The organism is Mucilaginibacter sp. P2_A4 (genome assembly GCF_056405015.1).
In genome coordinates, this window is record NZ_JBFUCX010000021.1 from 31,098 (window position 1) to 52,055 (window position 20,958).

The following is a 20,958-nucleotide window of genomic DNA, read 5'->3' on the forward strand; positions in this document are numbered from 1 at the left end:
ACCGGGAGTTTTTTATTTAAACCGGGAGTTTAAAATGATATTCTTAAAGGTTCATTCCGCCCGAAACTTCTATCCTTTGTGCGTTTATCCAACGGGCTTCTTCGGTACATAAAAATGCAACTACACCACCAATATCGTCAGGTAAGCCAACGCGGCCTAATGCGGTTATACCGGCAACATGATCATTTACATGTTGGTTGTCGCGTACCAGGCCACCACCAAAATCTGTTTCGATAGCACCGGGGGCAACTACATTAACCGCAATTTTGCGTGCGCCTAATTCTTTAGCCATGTATCTTGTTAGTACTTCAATGCCGCCTTTCATTGATGCATAAGCTGCATAACCCGGCATACTGAAACGGGCCAAACCGCTTGATATGTTGATGATGCGGCCGCCATCGTTAATAATTGGCAGCGCTTTTTGGCTTAAAAAGAATACGCCTTTTAAATGAATATTGAAAAGCAGATCGAAATCTTCTTCTGTAGTTTCGGCAAAAGAAGCGCCAACGCCAATACCGGCATTGTTTATTAAAAAATCAAAATGATCGGTATTAAAAGTGTCTTTTAGCACTGCTTTTACCGCGGTAAAAAAGCTATCGAAGCTTTTAACATCGCCGGCATTGAGTTGTAAAGCCGCGGCTTTAAGACCGGCTTTCTCAATTTCGGCCACTACTGCCTGTGCCTCGTCCTGTTTACTGTGATAGGTAAGTATTACGTTAATGCCTTTTTTAGCCAGGCTTAAGGCCATGTTTTTGCCCAACCCGCGGCTGCCACCGGTTATAAGGGCTATTTTATTTGTTGGTTCCATTTTTCTGTTTTAATTTGATAGCACAAAGCTATATGGTAAAATACCGGGCGGTTTGCATACATCAATCCAATGTTTGCGAAATTCAAATAGGGGGGATGCTTAAGGCAAAAAGCTGAAAGCAAAAAGCCGCATGCTATATTAATATATTGGACCAGGTTGATTTCAAAGCTTTGGGCTTTCAGCTTTTTGCTTTTAGCTTTTCGGCTTTCCGCCTTTAGCTTTTAGCCTTTTCCCTTTTAGCTTGCTTTAACCTTCTTTCTGTATTCGTTAGGCGAGCTTCCCATCAACTTAGTAAACATTCTTGAAAAATAATATTGATCCTCTACCCCCAAACTTAGTGCGATGTTTTTGATAGACATGGATGTAAATGAAATATACTGGCAAGCCTTTTGAACTTTTAACTGGTTAAAATACTCTATTGGCGAATAACCTGTTTTAGCCCTGAAAATAGCCGAATAGTGTGAGGTGGATAATTTTGCATAGCTGGAAAGATCATCCAGCCTAATCATAGTATTGATGTTTTCCTGCATGTAGGCGATGGTCTTTTCCACAATATCATCATCTGCCGGCTTATCATCAACATGGTTAAACTTATCCTCATAGATCAATGACGACAAAAAGTGCGAAAATATCATGTTTACGTAGCGCAAGGCATCGCTGCTGTAGCCTTTCTCCAGGTTAAAGCATATATCCTGGAACAGCTTTATGCGGTCTTCATTAAAAGATAGGTACGGCTTGTAATTTTCAGAGTTCTTCAGGATCAGTTCCACTATAAATGCGGCTATTTCGCCTTTAAAATGTATCCAGTATATTGTCCATGGTTTATCCATGTTGGCTGCATACTTATGTGGCGTATTGGCAGGTATAGCAATAAATTGCGAAGGTGATACCTCCACTTTTTTCTTATTGATCTCCAGCCAGCCATAACCCTCGGTACAATAAATAATGATATGCTGATTTATTCCATTGGGGCGCTCGGCGTAGTGGTGCTTTGCTTTGGGGTAGTATCCAATATCAGTGATGTAGATCTGTTTGGTCACCAGGTCTTTGCTTAAAAAATTGGTAATGATCTTTTTAGGCAATACAATAAGCTTTTGCCCCTCAAAACCATCTCTTCGCCTTAGAACAGTATTTTTGATCATTTTTTCACTATGAATGCTATTGTATTTTAATCTTTAGATTAATTGGTTATCCCTGAAATACAAACATTCATAAAAAATCTTAAAATACCATCATATAAGGTATATAAGTTGCAAATAAACTTTTAGCTTCCTGTCGTAATAAAGTCCATCATTATCATAATATTACCTATTTTATTATCTCATTTAATCCATGAGATTTACATCGCAACCAATTAGTGATACAGTCAACATTTAATGCTTCCTGATTTTTCCTTTTTTTGATTAAACGGGAATTTGAGCTTTGTTTTTCACAGGGCGATAGCAGCGAAACTAAGGGATAAGCACAGCTTGGAAAGCTTTAAATAAAGACATCAATAATAGAACATAACTAAACTAAATGCAGCACTTTAACTTACCAGTTAGCACGTACAAATTAAGCTGGATAAAACTAAACCGTTTTGTTGCCGCGCTTATCTTAACAATATCGGGAAGTGTACTATATGCGCAGCCAATTAAAAAAAGCGCGGATAACACTACTATCAGCAACCCGCAATTGAAAATCAGCGTTGATAAACTTACAGGTACGGTGAATTATTTATTTGCCAATGGGATGCGGATGAATAATACCGTTGCTTATGTATCGGATTTAAATTCCCGTAATTTTTCAACTGCCGATTTCTCATCGCATAATTGTGAAGTTGCACAAATCAATGATAACGTTGGCAAAGGCGTCAGTCTTACCGTAAAGCATAGTGATGGTAACCATAAAATTGTTTTGATACAACGCTTTACGCTATATGAAAACAGGCCGTATGCATTGATCAATGTAAGTGCTACAAGTACAGATAAACCCATCGAGACCAGGGATATCAGCCCTATAGCTATCCTTCCGGCCTATAAAGGCAAACTGTTTATCCCCGGCACCGAGCCCCGCATCCTGGATGTTCCGTTTGATAATGACGACTGGACGCCAACATTAGAAAGAAGCTGGCCCAAAGCAAACTCACCCCAAAATGCAGGCATCAGCTATGAATTTGTAGCCATTTATGATCAGTTGAAAAATTCCGGCTTGGTTATAGGTAGCGTGAACCATGATTTCTGGAAAACAGGCTTAGCTTATCAAACAGGTACCCAACTGGGCTATGTTGATTCGTTAAAGGTTTTTGGTGGCGTAGCTACAGCTGATAATCCATCTTTAAAGTCGGCATATGGTGGTTTGGATGGCACGCATGATCATACAGAACATGGTACTATGCAGGGTAAAACGGTAAGCTCCCCAACTATTTATTTATGCGGATTGGCCAATGTACACGACGCGTTTTTAGATTATGGCCGTGTAAACTCAATCATCAATGGCAAGCAAACCTGGAAAGGCTATGCGCCGGTTTACTGGAATAGCTTTGGTGTGGAAGGCGTATTGGGTTATGAGGGAGTAATGATGCCCCCTGCATTAGAGCAGATCTCGGATTTTATACATTCTATGCCCAATTTCAGCAAGTATTCAAAACCGGTATTGAGCATCGATTCATACGACCAGGGAATTTACTCAACCGAAGTTTTAAAATCTATAGGCGAGTATGGTGCAAAAAATGGCCAGCAAATGGGTTTTTATTTTATCCCTTTTGCCATGTGGGCCTGGAAAGATGATATTAACGGTAAAAAGGTACCCGGTTCTAATTATGATTTAAAAGATGTTTTACTGCATGATAAAGAGGGCAAGCCTATCATGTACAAAGATGGTAAATGGGGCGCATACGCTATGGATCCAACCCATCCTGCCATCCGTTTGTACATCATTCAGCAACTAAAAAAGGCCAAAGCTATCAACGCTAAATTTTTAAAGATTGATTTTCTTACAGCCGGCTCGCTGGAAACAACAAGGCGCTACGATGTAAATGTACGTACCGGAATGCAGGCCTATAACTATGGGATGAAAACGCTAAGACATTTGGTTGATTCCGTTATGGGTAAAGATATTTTTATCACGCAGGCCATTTCGCCGCTTTTTCCGCACCAATATGCACATACCCGTTTTGTATCTACCGATGTGTATTCGCACTTACGCGATGATCAAAAGGGTTTTCCGGGTTGGGGGAGTACCGAATCATCATTAGCCACAGGATCACATATGGGCTGGGTTCAGGGTACTTTGTTCCCGTATACCAACCTGGATGTAAGCATCATGAAAAACTTCCAGAGAAATCCGGATCTTAACGAACAGGAAATAAAGGTGCGCTTATATGCCATGATGGTGATGGGGAGCATCCTGGGCGATGGATCTGATTTTAGGAACCCGCTTGCCGCCTATCGGGCACAGGAGTTTTTAAACAATAAAAATATCGCTGCTTTTTTTAGCGATCCCAAAGCGTTCATCCCACTAAAAACTGCTGATGGTGAAACATTTGATCAGCAACTATCATTTTACTTACCCGGTGATAACACCATGTTGGCCTTGTTTAATTTCGACCTAAAAAACGATTTTAAGCAGGTACTTAGCAGAGAAGCCCTGCATCTTGATGCGCATAAAAAATATGAGTTAAGAGACTTTTTATCAAATGCTGTTATTGGCGAATTAAAGGCCGATGTACCCGAAGTTACCTTAAGCGCGGCCCCGGCCGATGCGATATTAATAAAACTTGTACCAATAAATTGACCATTGAAAATAAATTCGATATTATGCCTATCCCAATTAATACATACAACCTAAAAAATGAGTAGTTCAAAAAGCTTTAACAGTAGTTACATTATCGGCATCTCCTTTATTTCGGCCCTCGGGGGATACCTTTTCGGGTTTGATTTTGCGGTGATATCCGGCGCATTGCCTTTTTTGCGCACACAATTTGCACTTACCCCCGTATGGGAAGGTTTTTTGACCGGCTCGCTGGCCCTGGGCTGTATAGTTGGCTGCCTGTTTGCAGGAAACATTGCCGACCGCTATGGCCGCAAACCTGGGTTGATCATAGCTGCTTTAATTTTCGCTATATCATCTATCGGGATAGCGTTTTCGGCTACGCTAACTTACTTTTTAATACTGCGTTTTGCAGCCGGGATAGGTGTAGGTATGGCCTCTATGCTTTGCCCAATGTACATTGCCGAGGTTTCACCTGCCGAGGTTAGGGGGCGTAATGTGGCCATCAATCAACTTACAGTGGTTATAGGGATACTTATTACCAACCTGGTCAACTATTTTTTGGCCGATCACGGGGCCGATTCATGGCGTTGGATGTTTGGTTTGGGGGCTGTGCCTTCTGCCGTATTCCTCATTGGGGTTACCTGGCTACCCGAAAGTCCACGGTGGTTGATGAAATCCGGTCAGATGGATAAAGCAAAAGTGATATTGAATAAAATAGGATCTCCGGATTTTGCAGATGCCACCTTTAAAGCTGTTGAAAAATCACTGATTGGGGCAACAAAGCAATCCTATGCAATGGTGTTTGAAAAGGCCGTTCGCCCTGCGGTTGTTGTGGGTATCACGCTGGCTGTGTTTCAGCAGTTTTGCGGTATCAATGTGGTATTTAATTACACCTCAACCATATTTGAATCGGTAGGAGCAAACCTTAACCGGCAATTGTTTGAAACCGTTGCTATAGGCGTGGTGAACCTGGTATTTACTTTGCTGGCCATGTGGCAGGTTGATAAACTTGGCCGTCGCCCATTAATGTTATGGGGTTCACTGGGGTTATCTGTCCTTTACATTGTACTGGCGTTCCTGCTGCAAAATCACTTCCCGGCAGGGTTGGTATCCATATTTGTATTGCTGGCTATCAGCACCTATGCAATTTCGTTGGCACCTGTAACCTGGGTATTAATTTCGGAGATATTTCCTAATAAAATCCGTGGGGTAGCTTCATCTGTAGCCATCGTTTCGTTATGGGGAGCTTACTTTATACTCGTTTTTACCTTCCCAATCCTTGCAAAAATATTAGGTGCTTACGGGCCATTTTACCTGTATGCGGCAATTTGTTTTGGTGGCTTTCTGTTTGTAAAAGCCAGGGTAAAGGAAACAAAAGGTCAAACTTTAGAGGAATTAGAAGACAATTTAATAAGACATTAATAATACATAGTTAGTATGCAAAATTCAACTGTTTCCGTTTGGGAAGAGAAAGTAATTATCCCCACCTATAGTGTTGGCAAGCCAGATAAAAACCCTATGTTTTTTGAAAAACGGGTATACCAGGGCAGTAGTGGGGTGGTTTATCCAAACCCGGTAATTGAAAAAATTGCCGATGAAAAAGAAGACAAGGAATATACGGGTCTTTTCCTTGAAAATAAGTATCTGAAGGTGATGATATTGCCCCAGTTGGGCGGTCGTATCCAAACGGCTTTTGATAAAATAAAACAAAGGCATTTTATTTATCACAACCAGGTAATTAAGCCCGCGTTGGTGGGTTTAACTGGTCCATGGATCTCTGGTGGTATTGAGTTTAACTGGCCCCAGCATCACCGCCCAAGCACCTTTGATCCGGTTGATTATAAGCTGGAAGAGCACGCAGATGGCAGCAAAACTGTTTGGGTTAACGAGGTGGAGCGCATGTTCCATACCAAGGGGATGGCGGGCTTTACCTTGCACCCCGATACTGCTTATATCGAAATAAAAGCAAAGCTGTTTAACCGCTCGGCGCTGCCGCAAACTTTTTTATGGTGGGCAAATCCGGCTGTTAAGGTGAATGATTATTATCAATCTGTATTTCCGCCTGATGTGAACGCCGTATTTGACCATGGCAAACGCGATGTGTCTGATTTCCCGATAGCTACCGGCACCTATTATAAGGTTGATTATTCGCCGGGTACAGATATCTCGATGTATAAAAACATACCTGTGCCAACCTCATACATGGCTATCAATTCTGATTATGATTTTGTGGGTGGATATGAGCATGACTCACAGGCGGGCCTGTTGCACGTGGCTAATCATCATGTATCGCCCGGTAAAAAACAATGGACCTGGGGTCATAGTGACTTTGGCCAGGCCTGGGACAGAAATCTTACTGATGAGGATGGTCCGTACATTGAGCTGATGACCGGTGTATTCACCGATAATCAGCCCGATTTTAGCTGGCTGATGCCTTACGAAGAAAAAACATTTACCCAGTACTTTTTGCCGTACAGGGAATTGGGTATGGTGAAAAATGCATCGAAAGATATTTTATTGGCCTTAAGCAAAACAGGCGACAGGGTAACCATTAAAATGCAGGTAACTTCGGTACAGCCAAACCTGAATATCAGCCTGACTCATCAAGGCGAGGAGTTATTTAAGCAAAGCACAACTATCACTCCCGAAAATGTTTTTGTACAGGAACTAACGGCTGATGTGAACGAAAATGAGTTGCTGCTCATCATCACTAATGACAATAAACAGGAAGTATTAAGATACGAGCCTGCCAAAAACAAACAAAACGAATTGCCAACCGCGGCCAAACCCGCTTTGCAGCCCGAAGCAGTAGAGAGTGTTGAGCAGTTATTTTTAACCGCCCAGCACCTGGAGCAATATCGTCACGCTACCTATAGCCCGGTGCCATATTATGAGGAAGCATTGCGCCGTGAGCCTACAGATATTCGTAATAACAACGCATTGGGTAAATGGTATATCCGCAAAGGCCAGTTCGCGAAAGCCGGACCGTTTTTAAGAAAAGCGGTAGAAACCAGTATTCAGCGCAACCCTAATCCTTACGATAGCGAACCATATTACAATTTGGGTTTATGTCTCAAATATTTGGACCGTGCAGATGAGGCTTATACTGTATTTTATAAATCTACCTGGAGCAATGCCTGGAAGGATACCGGCTTTTTTGCGGTAGCGCAGATAGATATGGCCCGCGGTCATTTTTCATTGGCTTTGGACCACATTACCCAATCATTGGATAGAAACGCCAATAACAGCAAGGCATACGTGATAGCTGCGGCCGCACTGCGTAAACTTATGCAGTTTGATGTGGCCCTTCAATTTGTTGATGTGGCTTTGGATAGGGACGGCTTTAATCTTGGTGCTATTTTTGAAAAAATACAAGTATATAAACAGGCAGGTGACGTAGAGCAAGTAGAAAAATGCCTTGATAAGTTGGTAGCACTCTCAAGAAATGATGATCAGAATTTTATAGAATACGCGTTGGATTATGCCGCTGCGGGGTTATACATTGAAGCCGGTGAGTTACTGAAACTGGCATTAAAAGAAAAGGGCAATAACCCAATGGTTTATTATAGCCTTGGATATTTCAGCCATAAAAGTGGTTTGTTGGATGATGCTAAAAAATGGTTTGAAAAGGCTGCTGCCGCCGATTCTTACCTGTGCTTCCCTAACCGACTGGATGAGGTGAATATATTGCAGCTTGCTATTGAAGTGGATGCTGCAGATGCCAAAGCTCCTTACTATTTGGGTAACCTATTTTATGATAAGCGCCAGTATGATGAAGCGGTAAGTTACTGGGAAACGTCGGCAAAGCTGGATGAAACTTTCCCTACTGTTTTCAGGAATTTGGCTATAGCTTATTTCAACAAGCAAAATGACCAGGTAAAAGCGCTTGCTTATTTTGAAAAGGCATTTTACCTGGATACTACTGATGCAAGGGTTTTGATGGAGTTGGATCAGCTGTATAAAAGACTGAACTATCCTACAGAGAAACGTTCGGAATTTTTAGAAAATAACCTGGAAGTAGCTTTGCAGCGTGACGATGTTTACCTGGAAAGAGTTACCCTGCTTAATTTGGCAGGCGAATATGAAAAAGCACTTGGTTTATTGATGGAGCGTCAGTTTCATCCATGGGAGGGTGGCGAAGGCAAAGCTTCTGGTCAGTATGTATTTAGTATGGTGCAATTAGCCAAAAAATACCTGGGCGAAGGCGAATATGATAAAGCCATTGCCAATCTCAACGCGGCAAAAAGCTATCCTCATAATTTGGGAGAAGGAAAATTGTATGGCACACAGGAAAACGATATTGATTATTGGTTGGGTTGCGCTTATGAAGGCTTAAACCAAACTGACGCCGCAAATGAGTATTATAAACAATCAACAATTGGTTTGGATGAACCATCTGCAGCTGTGTTTTACAATGATCAGCAGCCCGACAAGATTTTTTACCAGGGTTTAAGCTGGGAAAAATTGGGCGATAAAGAAAGAGCCACGCAAATATTTAACAAACTGCTTGCCTATGGTAAAGCCCATGAAAACGATGTGGTGAAGATAGATTACTTCGCAGTATCACTACCCAACTTATTGATTTTTGATGATGACCTGGATATGCGCAACCGCGTTCATACTTACTTTTTACAGGGCTTGGGTATGTTGGGGCTGGGTAACTTTGAGGCCGCACAAGCGATGTTTATCAAAGTGATTGATTTTGATGCTATGCATGCCGGGGCTAAATCTCACCTGGAGATGGCAAGGCAGCAATTAAACGTATCCAATTATTAATAAAGGGTTTACAATATTCAGCCGGGTTGATGTGGCAAACATTTACCCGGCTTATTAAGCTTATGCTTCAGCCTAAATAAATCACGACTCAAGCCAGGATATATTTTACTGATAAAAACATCAAAACTATAGGCGCCGAACTTGGCTTTGATGATCAGTATTGTTTTTCGCGGCTGTTTAGCAAAGTAACCGGCGTCTCGCCATCTAAATACAAATTGACACGAAAAAATAAACCTTCATGTAAAGAAATAGCAAGCTGAAAGTTTGTGTTTAATATTTGTCGTTTTAACAATAATATAATCTATCTTAACCTATAACATCACAAAATCATGAACAAAAGCCAAACTAAGGTATCGTGCCGGGAATGGGGCGAATATTTTGGCTCTAAAGTTTATCTTTTTAAGTTTGAAAATGCCAATGGAGCATACATCGAACTTACAAACTATGGCGCAACATTAGTTTCTGCCGTAGTGCCGGATAATCAACATAAATACGATAACGTGGTTTTAGGCTATACATCATTAGCCGGTTATATAGCTGATGAATGCTATATGGGCGCAACTATAGGGCGTTTTGCCAACAGAACAGGGGGGGCTAAATTCACAATGGATGGTGTCATTTATAAGTTGGACGTCAATGACGATGCTAACTCCAATCATGGTGGCTTTGCCGGTTTTCACGCTAAGGTTTTTGATCATCAAGTAACTGATGAGGGTATATCTTTTGCCCTGCAGAGTGCTGATGGTGATGGAGGATACCCCGGTAATCTTCATCTGGCAGTAAATTACAGATGGACTGATAATAATGAATTGTATATCAGCTATCAAGCTACTTCTGATAAAAAAACAGTAGCTAATTTCACTAATCACGCTTATTTTAATCTATCAGCAAAAGGGGACGGGATATTTGACCATTCTCTTAAAGTTTATGCTGATACCTTGTTAGAAGTCGATGCGGCCTATATCCCTACGGGCGAGATAAAAGCAGCTGGTAATAAGGCTTTAACAGGCGAGATCATACTGGGTAAAATGATAGCTGGCGGTGTAAAAACGGGTTTTAATGACTGCTACATTTTGAAAAACGCCAATAATAATGTGCTTAAACCTGCGGCAAAACTTACTGAAAACACATCGGGCAGGAAGCTGGAGGTGTTTACAACTTACCCTTCGGTGATGGTTTATACTGGCGATTACCTTGATTGTAAGCCCCATGGCAACTTGTTACGCCCATACCAACCCTTTGATGGACTATGCCTTGAATGTCAGTATTATCCGGATAGTCCTAATCATGCCAATTTCCCTTCAACAATATTACTGCCCGGCGATGTGTACCAGGAAACCATCGTCTATAAATTCGGCACGGTTTAAGCGTTTGAGTAGATCATCAATGATTAATGCCTGTACTTTACACGGTAGCTACCCTTTTATCTGCAATAGTGATTGTTGTTGTGCGATAAATGGATGATCCGTTGCGGTTATGCGTTAATAAATTGATGGACAAAAATTCAATCGCCAAATTCCGCCTCAGCAATAATCTATCTGCAAATAAATTTTTTCGCCTGTGTAATTATAAATAACCTTGTTGATGGATAAAACAACTTTGACCGAAATAATCAGAAAATTATCCATCTTTTTTGAAAGTTTATCCATTTTTTGATGCACTCCCGGCACCTACATTTACAATACCAATTATTAACTAAACCCATAAAGTATGTAAAGATTTTGACTCTTAACCTTAAGGGGGAAAACAGGACAATCAATTATAAATAATAAGGTACGTGGCGCTTTTGGCTAACCTTTAGGGGATAGTTATGCATTTTGATGAAGAAATTCCCCGCGTTTATTATTAAAGCCCAAATAAATCAACAAGTATCTGTAGCTCATAATTCCCTCAATAGTCCTGCGGATTATTAATAAGCCGATTTGATTAAAACCAATTGATTAAAATAATTTTTATGAATCCAATTTTATGAAACAACCTTACACATTTAGTAAAAAGCCCATGCAATTTTACCTGCGACGTTGTTTAATGCTTTTTATATTATCATTGTTTTATTGTGCCGCCTATTCACAATCAAAAATTACAGTTACAGGTTTGGTAGTTGATACTACAAAAATAAAGTTACCAGGGGTAACTGTTGCTGTAGTGAACAATGCCAAAGTAGGTACCGTTACTGATGAAAACGGAAGGTTTATTCTTGACGTTAACGACGGCGCTGTAATAAGAGTGTCGTTTGTTGGCTTTAAGCCGCAAACATTTACAGTTTCGGCAACAAACAAGGTGTTTACCGTAATCCTTAAAGAGGATAAACTAATAGCCGATGAGGTAGTAATTACCGCATACGGTAAAAAGGAACGTAAAGAAGCTTTGGTAGGATCAGTAACCAGTATTAAGCCTGGCGAATTACGCATCCCCTCAAGTAACCTTACCACTGCCCTTGCAGGCCAGGCTGCGGGTATTATAGCCTATCAACGGAGTGGACAGCCGGGGCAGGATAACGCCTCATTCTTTGTGCGTGGGGTAACCACATTTGGTTACAAGCAAGATCCGCTTATCCTGATAGATAACGTGGAGCTATCGGCCAATGATCTTGCACGTTTGCAGGTAGATGACATCGCCAGCTTTTCGATATTAAAAGACGCGAGTGCTACAGCGCTTTACGGTGCAAGGGGTGCCAATGGTGTAATATTGGTGGCCACAAAAGAGGGTAAAGTAGGCCCCGCCAAAATTAATTTCCGTTCGGAGTATTCTTCTTCGCAGTCAACTAAAACGTTGGATTTGGTTGATCCTATTCAATACATGAATCTGTATAACGAGGCTTCATTAACGCGTGATCCAAAACTGCCTTTGCCATTTTCGCAGAGTCAAATAAATAATACCCAAAATACCATTAACGGAGGTCCGGGCAGCAACCAATACGTGTATCCTGCTGTTGATTGGTTGAATATGCTGTTTAAAAAGACAGCAACAACACAACGTAACAATTTAAGTATTAACGGTGGTAACGCTTTAGCCCGGTATTACATTACAGGTACTTATAATGTTGATAATGGCGTATTAAAATCAGATATTCACAATAACAACAATAACAACGTTAAGTTCAGGAACTATCAGTTACGCTCAAACATCAATATAAATATTACCAAAACTACCGAGCTTGTTGTAAGGTTATCGGGCAACTTTAGCGAATATAATGGTCCTATCACCACTGATGGATCCTTCGCTTCTGATTTGTACAATGTAGCTATCCATACAAGCCCGGTTCTTTTCCCGGCCTATTTCCCGGCCGATGATGCAAACGCCAACGCGCAGCACATTTTATTTGGAAACGTGGGTACGGCCGATGGTACAAGCAGCAATAGCATATTGTATAATAACCCCTATGCGGCTTTATTACGCGGGCATAAAAACTCGTCAGATTCCAGGATGTCGGCGCAATTGGAGTTAAATCAAAACCTGAATTTTTTAACCAACGGATTAAAATTCAGATCGATATTTAATACCAACAGGCATTCATATTTTGATTCGCAGCTGGCTTATAATCCCTTTTATTACAACATAGGTTCATATGATAAGCCAACAGATAAGTATACCCTAACCTGGCTTAATCCACAGCCTACGGGCTACAATGTAGCACAGGAATACCTGTCTTACAGTAAAAATGAGCCAAATGCAGATACTTTCTTTTATTTACAAACAGCCCTTGATTATAGCAAGCAGCTTGGCGATCATAATATTAATGCTACATTAATAGGTACAGCGCAGCAAACCGTTTATTCAAGTGCGCAGGATCCAAAACTACACATCACAACCCTGCAGTATTCTTTGCCTTTCAGAAACTTAGGTTTAGCCGGCAGGTTAACATATAATTATAAAAGCCGGTACTTTATTGAAGGAAACTTTGGCTACAATGGTTCTGAACGTTTCTCAGAAAATCACAGATATGGCTTTTTCCCAACCATTGGTGCATCATGGGTATTATCTAATGAAAGCTGGTGGAATCCAGGCATTATCGACCGCTTAAAAATTCGTGGCAGTTTTGGTTTGGTGGGTAATGATGCCATCGGTTCACAACGTTTCTTCTATTTATCTGATGTTAACCTAAAGGATGGTCCTAACTATTCGCAGTTTGGTTTTGCTAACTCTTACGAACGAAAAGGGGTGTTTATCAACAGCTACGAAAACAGGAACATTACCTGGGAAACATCAAGGCAAACCAATTTGGCAGTTGAGTTTACCGTGTTAAAAAATCTTAACGTTGTTGCCGAGTTTTACAAAAATCACCGGTATGATATATTGCGTGAACGTTATGTGCCTTCAAGTGAAGGCTTTGAGTCACCTATCAGCTCAAACTTAGGCGTAGCAGACTCAAAAGGTATCGACCTTTCTGCAGATTTTAAACAAAACTTTAGTAATAGCCTGTGGGCATCTTTCAGAGGTAACCTTACCTACTCAACTAATAAGTACACTTATATTGAAGAGCCTAATTACAAAGAGCCATGGAGGCATTTTATTGGTCAGCCAATAAGCCGCGGTTATGGCTACATAGCCGAAAGGTTGTTTGTTGATGATCAGGAAGCCAAAAACTCGCCAACCCAAAGGTTTAGCGATAATGGTATTGCCCCGCAGGGTGGCGATATTAAATACAGGGATTTAAATAACGATGGAAAGATAGATAATCTTGACCAGGCATTTATAGGCTACCCGCAAACGCCGGAGATTGTTTACGGTTTTGGTTTCTCTACAGGTTTCAAAGGCTTTGATCTTTCTGCATTTTTCCAGGGACAGGCAAGGGTATCTTTCTTTGTTGACCCAAGAAAGGTGAGCCCTTTCATCCCAAGTCCTGATCCTTATGTGTACGGTAATACCCAGGTTTTACAGGGCTTTGCAGATAGTCACTGGTCCGAGGAACACCAGGATCTGTATGCCGCCTATCCAAGGCTGGGTGTATCAAACAAAGTGATTGAAAACAACTTACAGCCAAGCACATGGTGGCTGCGCGATGCCAGCTTCCTGCGGTTAAAATCATTGGAGGTAGGCTATACCTTACCAGCCCGGATATCAAAATCATTGAAGGTAACTAACATGAGGATTTACTTTAACGGGTTGAATTTACTAACCTGGAGCCCCTTCAAAATGTGGGATCCGGAGCAGGCAGGAAATGGTTTTGGTTACCCGATACAAAAAGTTTTCAATGTTGGCCTTAACGTGAATTTATAATCATAAACAGCTTAAAACAGACGATATGAGATCATATTATAAATTTATATTACTCGCGGTGCTTTGTTTCAATGGCCTGTCGTGTAAAAAATACCTTGATGTAGCCCCCGATAATGTGGGTACTCTTGATTATGCCTTTAGAAACAGAAATGAAGCTGAAAATTATCTTTTTGGTTGCTACTCAACCATGCAGCAAACATCAAACGTTATTTACAACGCAGGTTTCACTACTTCGGCAGAAATTATTTACCCCAATAATTTAATTACTAACTTCTTTGACCAGGCAGGTTTTAACCTGATAAGAGGAGTACAAAGCACCGGCAACCCGGTACTTAATTACTGGGGTGGTAATGTTGGCAGTGTAAATATTTTCCAGGGTTTAAGGCGGTGTAATATCATGCTCGAGAACATTGATAAGCCGATTGACCTTAGTGCATCTGAAAAAAAGAGATGGATTGCAGAAGTTAAATTCCTGAAAGCGTACTATGAGTATTACCTGATCAGGATGTACGGACCAACTATCTTAATCAAAGATAGTTTCCCGATTGACGCGCCGCCAGAATCATTAAAACGCAAAAGAGCATCAACAGATGAAGCATTCGCTTATGTAATATCATTACTTGATGAGGCAATACCCGATTTGCCGCCGGTAATTGAAAACCAGGCAAAAGAGTTTGGTCGTATTACCAAATTCATAGCCATGTCTGTAAAAGCCGAGGTTTTAACAACAGAGGCCAGTCCGTTATTTAACGGTAACCCCGATTACGTAAGCTTTAAAGATCATGATGGTAAAAACCTTTTTGCAACTACCTATGATGCTACCAAATGGCAAAAAGCAGCCGATGCCTGTAAAGCAGCTATCACCGAGTGTGAGGCACAGGGCATACACCTGTACAATACAGCGCCAACAACCGGTATAGGTAATGTATCTGATGAACTGAAGAAGATATTGACACTACAATCTGCAGTTACAGAAAAATGGGAACAAAACCCGGAGTTGGTATGGGCCTTAAATTATGGTTTTGATTACCAGGGTTATACCATACCAAAACTTACCTCAAAATCTGTTAGTATGGCAAATACCTATCCTTCAAACTGGGCGGTGCCTATTTCAGAAGGTGATTTGTTTTATACCAACAATGGCGTGCCTATAAATGAAGATAAGACATTTGATTATGCAGGTCGTTTTACACCACAAACCGGTGATGATGCCAACAAGCATTATATTAAACAGGGCTACGAAACAGCCAAACTGCACTTTAACCGCGAGCAACGGTTTTATGCAAGCATCGGTTTTGATGGTGGTATCTGGTTTGGTAATGGAGTGGTTGATGAAGATAAGGCTTACTACGTGCAAGCCCGCGGACCTTTTGCAGTATCGGGCCCAAAGAGTTTTAACTCCACCAATATTACAGGTTACTGGCCTAAAAAACTGGCTAACTATCAGTCTGTAATGGATGATAGCTTTCAGCCTATTGCTTTCCATATGCCGTTGATCCGTTTATCAGGTTTATACCTGCTATATGCCGAAACGTTGAACGAGGCATCCGGTCCAACACAGGAAGTACTTACTTATATAGATAAAGTACGTAACAGGGCAGGCTTAGGCGGCGTACAGGCGTCATGGTCAACCTATTCAAAAACGCCGGATAAACCTAATACAAAAGAAGGTTTACGCCAGATAATTCACCAGGAAAGACGAATTGAGCTAAGCTTTGAAGGCCAGATAGGCTGGGATCTGCGCAGGTGGAAAGAGTTACAGGATGTATTGAGCAAACCATTGCAAGGCTGGAATATTAACGAGGGTAACTCTGTTAATTATTACCGCCCGCAAACGGTAGTATTACCGCTATTTGGATTAAAAGATTACCTGTGGCCTATAAGCACAACAGATGTTATCGTTAATGAAAATCTTACCCAAAACCCTTACTGGTAGGCGTATAGATATTCATTTGAAAGTTTATAATGATTAATATAAAAATATAAATTATGAAGAAGATAAATAACCGCAGGTACCTTAACTGGTTAATGTTAGCCCCGGTTTTGCTGGTGATGCTTTTAGGATCATGCAAAAAAATGGAGTCGAACATCGAGGTGGTATCAAACGATAAAACAAAACCCGGCCCTATAACCGCTGTTAAGGTTGAAAATTTAAATGGCAGCGCGAGGCTTACTTATACGCTGCCCGATACCAAAAACCTGCTTTACGTTTTGGCAAAATACAATATAAATGATACCAAAAGCAGGGAAACCAAAGCCAGCTACTACACCGATACCATTATGGTTGATGGATTTGCAAAGGCAAAGGAATATACAGTTACTTTATATGCTGTAAGCAGGGCCAATATCATGTCAGATCCGGTTACGGTGAAGGTGAACCCAACAACGCCTAACTACGAGTTGATCAACAGTAATTTGGTAGCGACGGCTGATTTTGGAGGCGCTAACTTTTTTGGATTTAACCACAATAAGGTTCCGGTTGCCATTCACGTTATCACTTTTAATGAAACTACCAAGGTTTATGACGAACAGACTCCTCAATACATAAGCGGAGATACCATCAATGTTTCTGCGCTTGGTTTCCCGGCAACACCTAAAAAGTTTGGTGTTTTTACCACAGATAGATTTGGGAATATTTCGGATACGGTTTTTACCACGTTAACACCCTTGTATGAAATAGCTCTTGATAAAACCAAGTTTTTCACTTACCACCTGGCAAGTGATAGTCCTATTGGTTACGGTTGGGAGTTTAAATATTTCTTTGATGGTAACAAAGGCGATCCCGGATGGCACACGCTTAGCAATGGTTTAAAGATAGGTACGTTTGGTTTGGGCGTAACTGCAAAAATAAGCCGTGTAAGGTTGTATAACAGGTTGCCAGATATTTATGGCTATCAAAATAGCAGGCAGTTTACCATATGGGGTGCAACTAAAGATAACCCACAGGATTACGGGCCATGGCCTGCAACCATCACTCCTGAAGGTACCGTACTTGGCGACTGGGTAAACATGGGTAATTTTGTTTTCCCAAATCCGCCATCGGGCTTGCCACCGGGCCAGGCTAACCAGGCCGATATTGCTTTTGCCGCAGATGGTATTGATTTTAAAATGCCAAGAGTTGCGCCGGCTGTGAAATACATCCGCTTTCAGTGCACCCAAACCTGGGCAGGGCTTGATTATGTAAATGCCAAGGAGATCACCATATCGGGCAATCCGTTGTAATGCAGTATGTAGTTAATTAAAAATTAAGAAAATGAAAATCAAACTTACCATTACTGTTCTCCTTGTTATAGGCTTTGCAATCTTCGGCTGCAAAAAATATGATACGGATTATAAGAAATTTTTAGATCACAAAGAGGTTATATATCCCGGTTTGGCTACAGGTGTGGGTTACCATCCCGGTAACTTAAGAGTATTACTGGTTTGGCATCCAAGTCCCGATCCAAGTATCAAAAACTATGTGGTTTCCTGGAACAACGGTCTCGATTCGGTAATAGTTAACGCTACATCTCATAGTCCGGCAGATTCAATTACGGTTTCAATCCCCGGCTTAAAGGAGTATGTGTACAGTTTCAGGATAATTGCTCATGATAATGACGGTAACACATCAGTAGGGCAGGATATAAACAATGTAAGGGTTTACGGAGCTGTATATGTATCAGCGCTGTTTAATCGTGGCTACAATACGGCAAATCCGTACCAGTTAAATGACGATGGATCTGTTACACTATATTTTAATAAGGCAGATACAGGAAACGTATCAACCACCATAAAGTATACCAATAAACTTGGAGTAACGGCCGAGAAATCATTCGGACCGAAGGATAAATCGGTAACATTAACAGATTATAAGTTAGGTACGCCCCTTCAGTACCGGTCGGCTTATAAGCCGGTTGCGGATGCTGTAGATGCTTTTGATGTGAAAAACTATGACGATTTCCCTATAATATACAATGTTGTAGAGTGCGATAAATCATTATTTAAAGCATACAACCTGCCAACCGATGTGCCATCGGCCTATGGTTGGGAAACCTATTATTTATGGGATAAAAGCACCAATGAACCGGGTTTCCATACTCCGGGTCAGGATTTTCCTATCTGGTTCACTTTTGATATGGGTCAGCAGGCGTCATTAGCCAAAATGAAAATATGGCAGCGCACATCGGGTTTATATAATTATGGCAATCCAAAAAGGTTTGAAATTTACGGAAGCAATAATCCAACCTCAAACGGCGATTTCAGTAATTGGGTTAAGCTGGGCAGTTTTACCTCAGTTAAACCATCAGGTTTACCTACAGGCCAAAATAGCCAGGCCGATGCTGATTTTGCGGCAGCCGGCGAACCATTCACTTTCCCGGCTGGTTTAGCATCATACCGGTATATCAGGTTTAAAGTATTAGAAACATGGGGTGGCGGAAACTACTTCCATTTACTTGAACTAACAATGTACAAAATAGACAAATAGGTTTATAAATTGGTTAAAATTGGTTAAATGGAGGCCGGTAGTTTAATAGCTGCCGGCTTTTTTGCTTAAACATTTTTCCTATATTTAGTTCAAATCACCTTACACATGAAAAAACTGATCGTATTTGTTTTGCTGGCCTTTCCATTTTGCGTGTATAGCCAAACTTTCAGAGTAAATATTGATGCCGCGCTTGGCGAAAAAGACCTGGATGGCAGGTTGTTACTCCTGCTTTCTAAAAATAACAAGGCCGAACCCCGTTTCCAGGTTGGCGATGCTGCAAATACGCAATTGGTTTTTGGTATGGATGTTAACGGCTGGAAACCCGGCACTACCCAACTGGTAGATGTGCAGGCCGTTGGTTATCCGCTTGAGCGTTTAAAGGATGTGCCGGCAGGCGATTATTATGTGCAGGTACTGCTGCATAAATACGAAACCTTTCATTTAAAAACCGGGCAAACAGTAAAATTACCGATGGATAGGGGCGAGGGACAGCATTGGAACATAGCACCGGGCAATATCTATTCAGCGCCAATAAAAATCCATTTTGATCCGGCGGCATCAAACGAGGTATTACTCACTATTAATAAAACTATCCCGCCAATTGAGGCACCAAAGGATACCAAATACATAAAGCATATCAAAATACAAAGCAAGCTGCTTACCGAATTTTGGGGCAGGCCGATGTACTTAGGCGCCAATATTTTGTTGCCCGGCGGTTTTGATGAGCATCCCAAAGTAAAATATCCGCTGGCCATATTTCACGGGCATTTCCCGGCAGATCTGGAGGGTTTTAGCACTACGCCGCCCGATAAAAATTTAAAGCCGGATACCTCCGCACGCTTCCATCTTATAGGTTATAATAAAATTGTGGAACAGGAGGCGTATGACTTTTACAAACAATGGACTGGTCCGGGTTTTCCAAGAGTGCTGGCGATTGAAATTCAGCATGCCAATCCTTATTACGATGATTCTTACGCTGTAAATTCGGCCAATTTAGGTCCATATGGGGATGCGATAACCTATGAGCTTATTCCCGAAATAGAGAAGCAATTTCGCGGGATAGGAAAAGGTTGGGCCAGGTTCATGTACGGCGGCTCAACAGGCGGCTGGGAAGTACTGGCCGCGCAGGTATTTTATCCCAACGAGTACAACGGATGTTACGCCGCCTGCCCGGATCCGGTAGATTTTCACCACTATACAACCATCGATATTTACAACGATAAAAATGCCTATTACCCCACAAGCGATTTCAAAAAAACACCCCGCCCGGCAGAGCGCGATTACCTTGGTCATGTAAGCGCTACCCTAAAAGAGGTGAATCAACGTGAGCTTGCCTTGGGCAGCCGCAGCCGAAGCGGCGACCAGTTTGATATATGGGAAGCTGTTTTTTCGCCAATGGATAAAGACGGATATCCTCAACGCATTTTTGATAAGTACACAGGTGCAATTGATAGCAGTGTAGCCGCTTACTGGCGCGATCATTTTGATCTTACCCACATCATCCAACGCGATTGGCCAAAGATAGGGGCGAGCCTTAAAGGTAAGATTCATATTTATGTAGGTGATATGGATACTTATTACCTCAACAACGCGGTTTACAGTGCCGAGGATATGCTTAAAAAACTAAACAATCCCAACTGCGGCTGTGAAGTTGACTACGGCGACCGTGCCGAACACTGTTGGAATGGTGATCATTCCCACCCAAATTACATCAGCAGGCTACGTTACCATCAAATGTTCATCAAAAAATGGGCGGCCGAGGTTAAAATGAGAGCACCAAAAGGGGCGGATTTAAAGAGCTGGAGGTATTGAGTTTAGGTTATAGATGGGTGTTGACATTTATCGCTCTGGGACTTGGCAGGAACATGATTAATTTTAAAAACACATCAATATTTTTCCTTTAAATAAACCAGTGGCGTAGCCACGGCTAATATTG

At 41.5% G+C, this 20,958-nt stretch carries 12 protein-coding genes; 10 read left to right on the forward strand and 2 right to left on the reverse strand.

Annotation, left to right across the window (positions count from 1 at the left end; genetic code table 11):
• Nucleotides 1-43: 43 nt before the first annotated feature.
• Both AC1DYB_RS27705 and AC1DYB_RS27710 read right to left on the reverse strand, forming a co-directional pair.
• Nucleotides 44-808 (reverse strand): SDR family NAD(P)-dependent oxidoreductase, encoded by a 765-nt coding sequence (locus AC1DYB_RS27705; RefSeq protein WP_477439796.1) that lies wholly within the window; start codon nucleotides 806-808, stop codon nucleotides 44-46.
• 236 nt (nucleotides 809-1,044) lie between these two features.
• Nucleotides 1,045-1,950, reverse strand: coding sequence for an AraC family transcriptional regulator (locus AC1DYB_RS27710; protein ID WP_477439798.1), 906 nt, complete (start codon nucleotides 1,948-1,950; stop codon nucleotides 1,045-1,047).
• A 376-nt stretch (nucleotides 1,951-2,326) separates the two neighbouring features.
• On the opposite strand from AC1DYB_RS27710, the gene AC1DYB_RS27715 reads away from it, so the two are divergent.
• The 10 genes from AC1DYB_RS27715 (at nucleotide 2,327) to AC1DYB_RS27760 (ending at nucleotide 20,834) form a co-directional block, all read left to right on the forward strand.
• Nucleotides 2,327-4,582 (forward strand): hypothetical protein, encoded by a 2,256-nt coding sequence (locus AC1DYB_RS27715; RefSeq protein ID WP_477439800.1) that lies wholly within the window; start codon nucleotides 2,327-2,329, stop codon nucleotides 4,580-4,582.
• 57 nt (nucleotides 4,583-4,639) lie between these two features.
• Entirely contained in the window at nucleotides 4,640-5,983 is a 1,344-nt protein-coding gene (locus tag AC1DYB_RS27720) for a sugar porter family MFS transporter (RefSeq protein WP_477439802.1), read from the forward strand.
• A 15-nt stretch (nucleotides 5,984-5,998) separates the two neighbouring features.
• Entirely contained in the window at nucleotides 5,999-9,337 is a 3,339-nt protein-coding gene (locus AC1DYB_RS27725; RefSeq protein WP_477439804.1) for a DUF5107 domain-containing protein, read from the forward strand.
• A 119-nt stretch (nucleotides 9,338-9,456) separates the two neighbouring features.
• Nucleotides 9,457-9,597, forward strand: coding sequence for an AraC family transcriptional regulator (locus tag AC1DYB_RS27730; RefSeq protein WP_477439888.1), 141 nt, complete (start codon nucleotides 9,457-9,459; stop codon nucleotides 9,595-9,597).
• Nucleotides 9,598-9,666: 69 nt separating this feature from the next.
• Nucleotides 9,667-10,704 (forward strand): aldose epimerase family protein, encoded by a 1,038-nt coding sequence (locus AC1DYB_RS27735; protein WP_477439806.1) that lies wholly within the window; start codon nucleotides 9,667-9,669, stop codon nucleotides 10,702-10,704.
• A gap of 661 nt (nucleotides 10,705-11,365) precedes the next feature.
• Nucleotides 11,366-14,557 carry a SusC/RagA family TonB-linked outer membrane protein gene (locus tag AC1DYB_RS27740; RefSeq protein WP_477439808.1) on the forward strand — a complete coding sequence of 1,064 codons (3,192 nt, stop codon included), beginning with the start codon at nucleotides 11,366-11,368 and terminating at the stop codon, nucleotides 14,555-14,557.
• A gap of 25 nt (nucleotides 14,558-14,582) precedes the next feature.
• On the forward strand, nucleotides 14,583-16,493 hold the full coding sequence (locus AC1DYB_RS27745) for a RagB/SusD family nutrient uptake outer membrane protein (RefSeq protein ID WP_477439810.1): 1,911 nt from the start codon (nucleotides 14,583-14,585) through the stop codon (nucleotides 16,491-16,493).
• Nucleotides 16,494-16,546: 53 nt separating this feature from the next.
• Entirely contained in the window at nucleotides 16,547-17,779 is a 1,233-nt protein-coding gene (locus AC1DYB_RS27750) for a DUF4959 domain-containing protein (protein WP_477439812.1), read from the forward strand.
• 31 nt (nucleotides 17,780-17,810) lie between these two features.
• A complete protein-coding gene (locus AC1DYB_RS27755) occupies nucleotides 17,811-19,022 on the forward strand; it encodes a DUF4998 domain-containing protein (protein WP_295717102.1) in 1,212 nt (403 codons plus the stop codon).
• Nucleotides 19,023-19,127: 105 nt separating this feature from the next.
• Nucleotides 19,128-20,834 (forward strand): hypothetical protein, encoded by a 1,707-nt coding sequence (locus tag AC1DYB_RS27760; protein ID WP_477439814.1) that lies wholly within the window; start codon nucleotides 19,128-19,130, stop codon nucleotides 20,832-20,834.
• Nucleotides 20,835-20,958 lie beyond the last annotated feature (124 nt).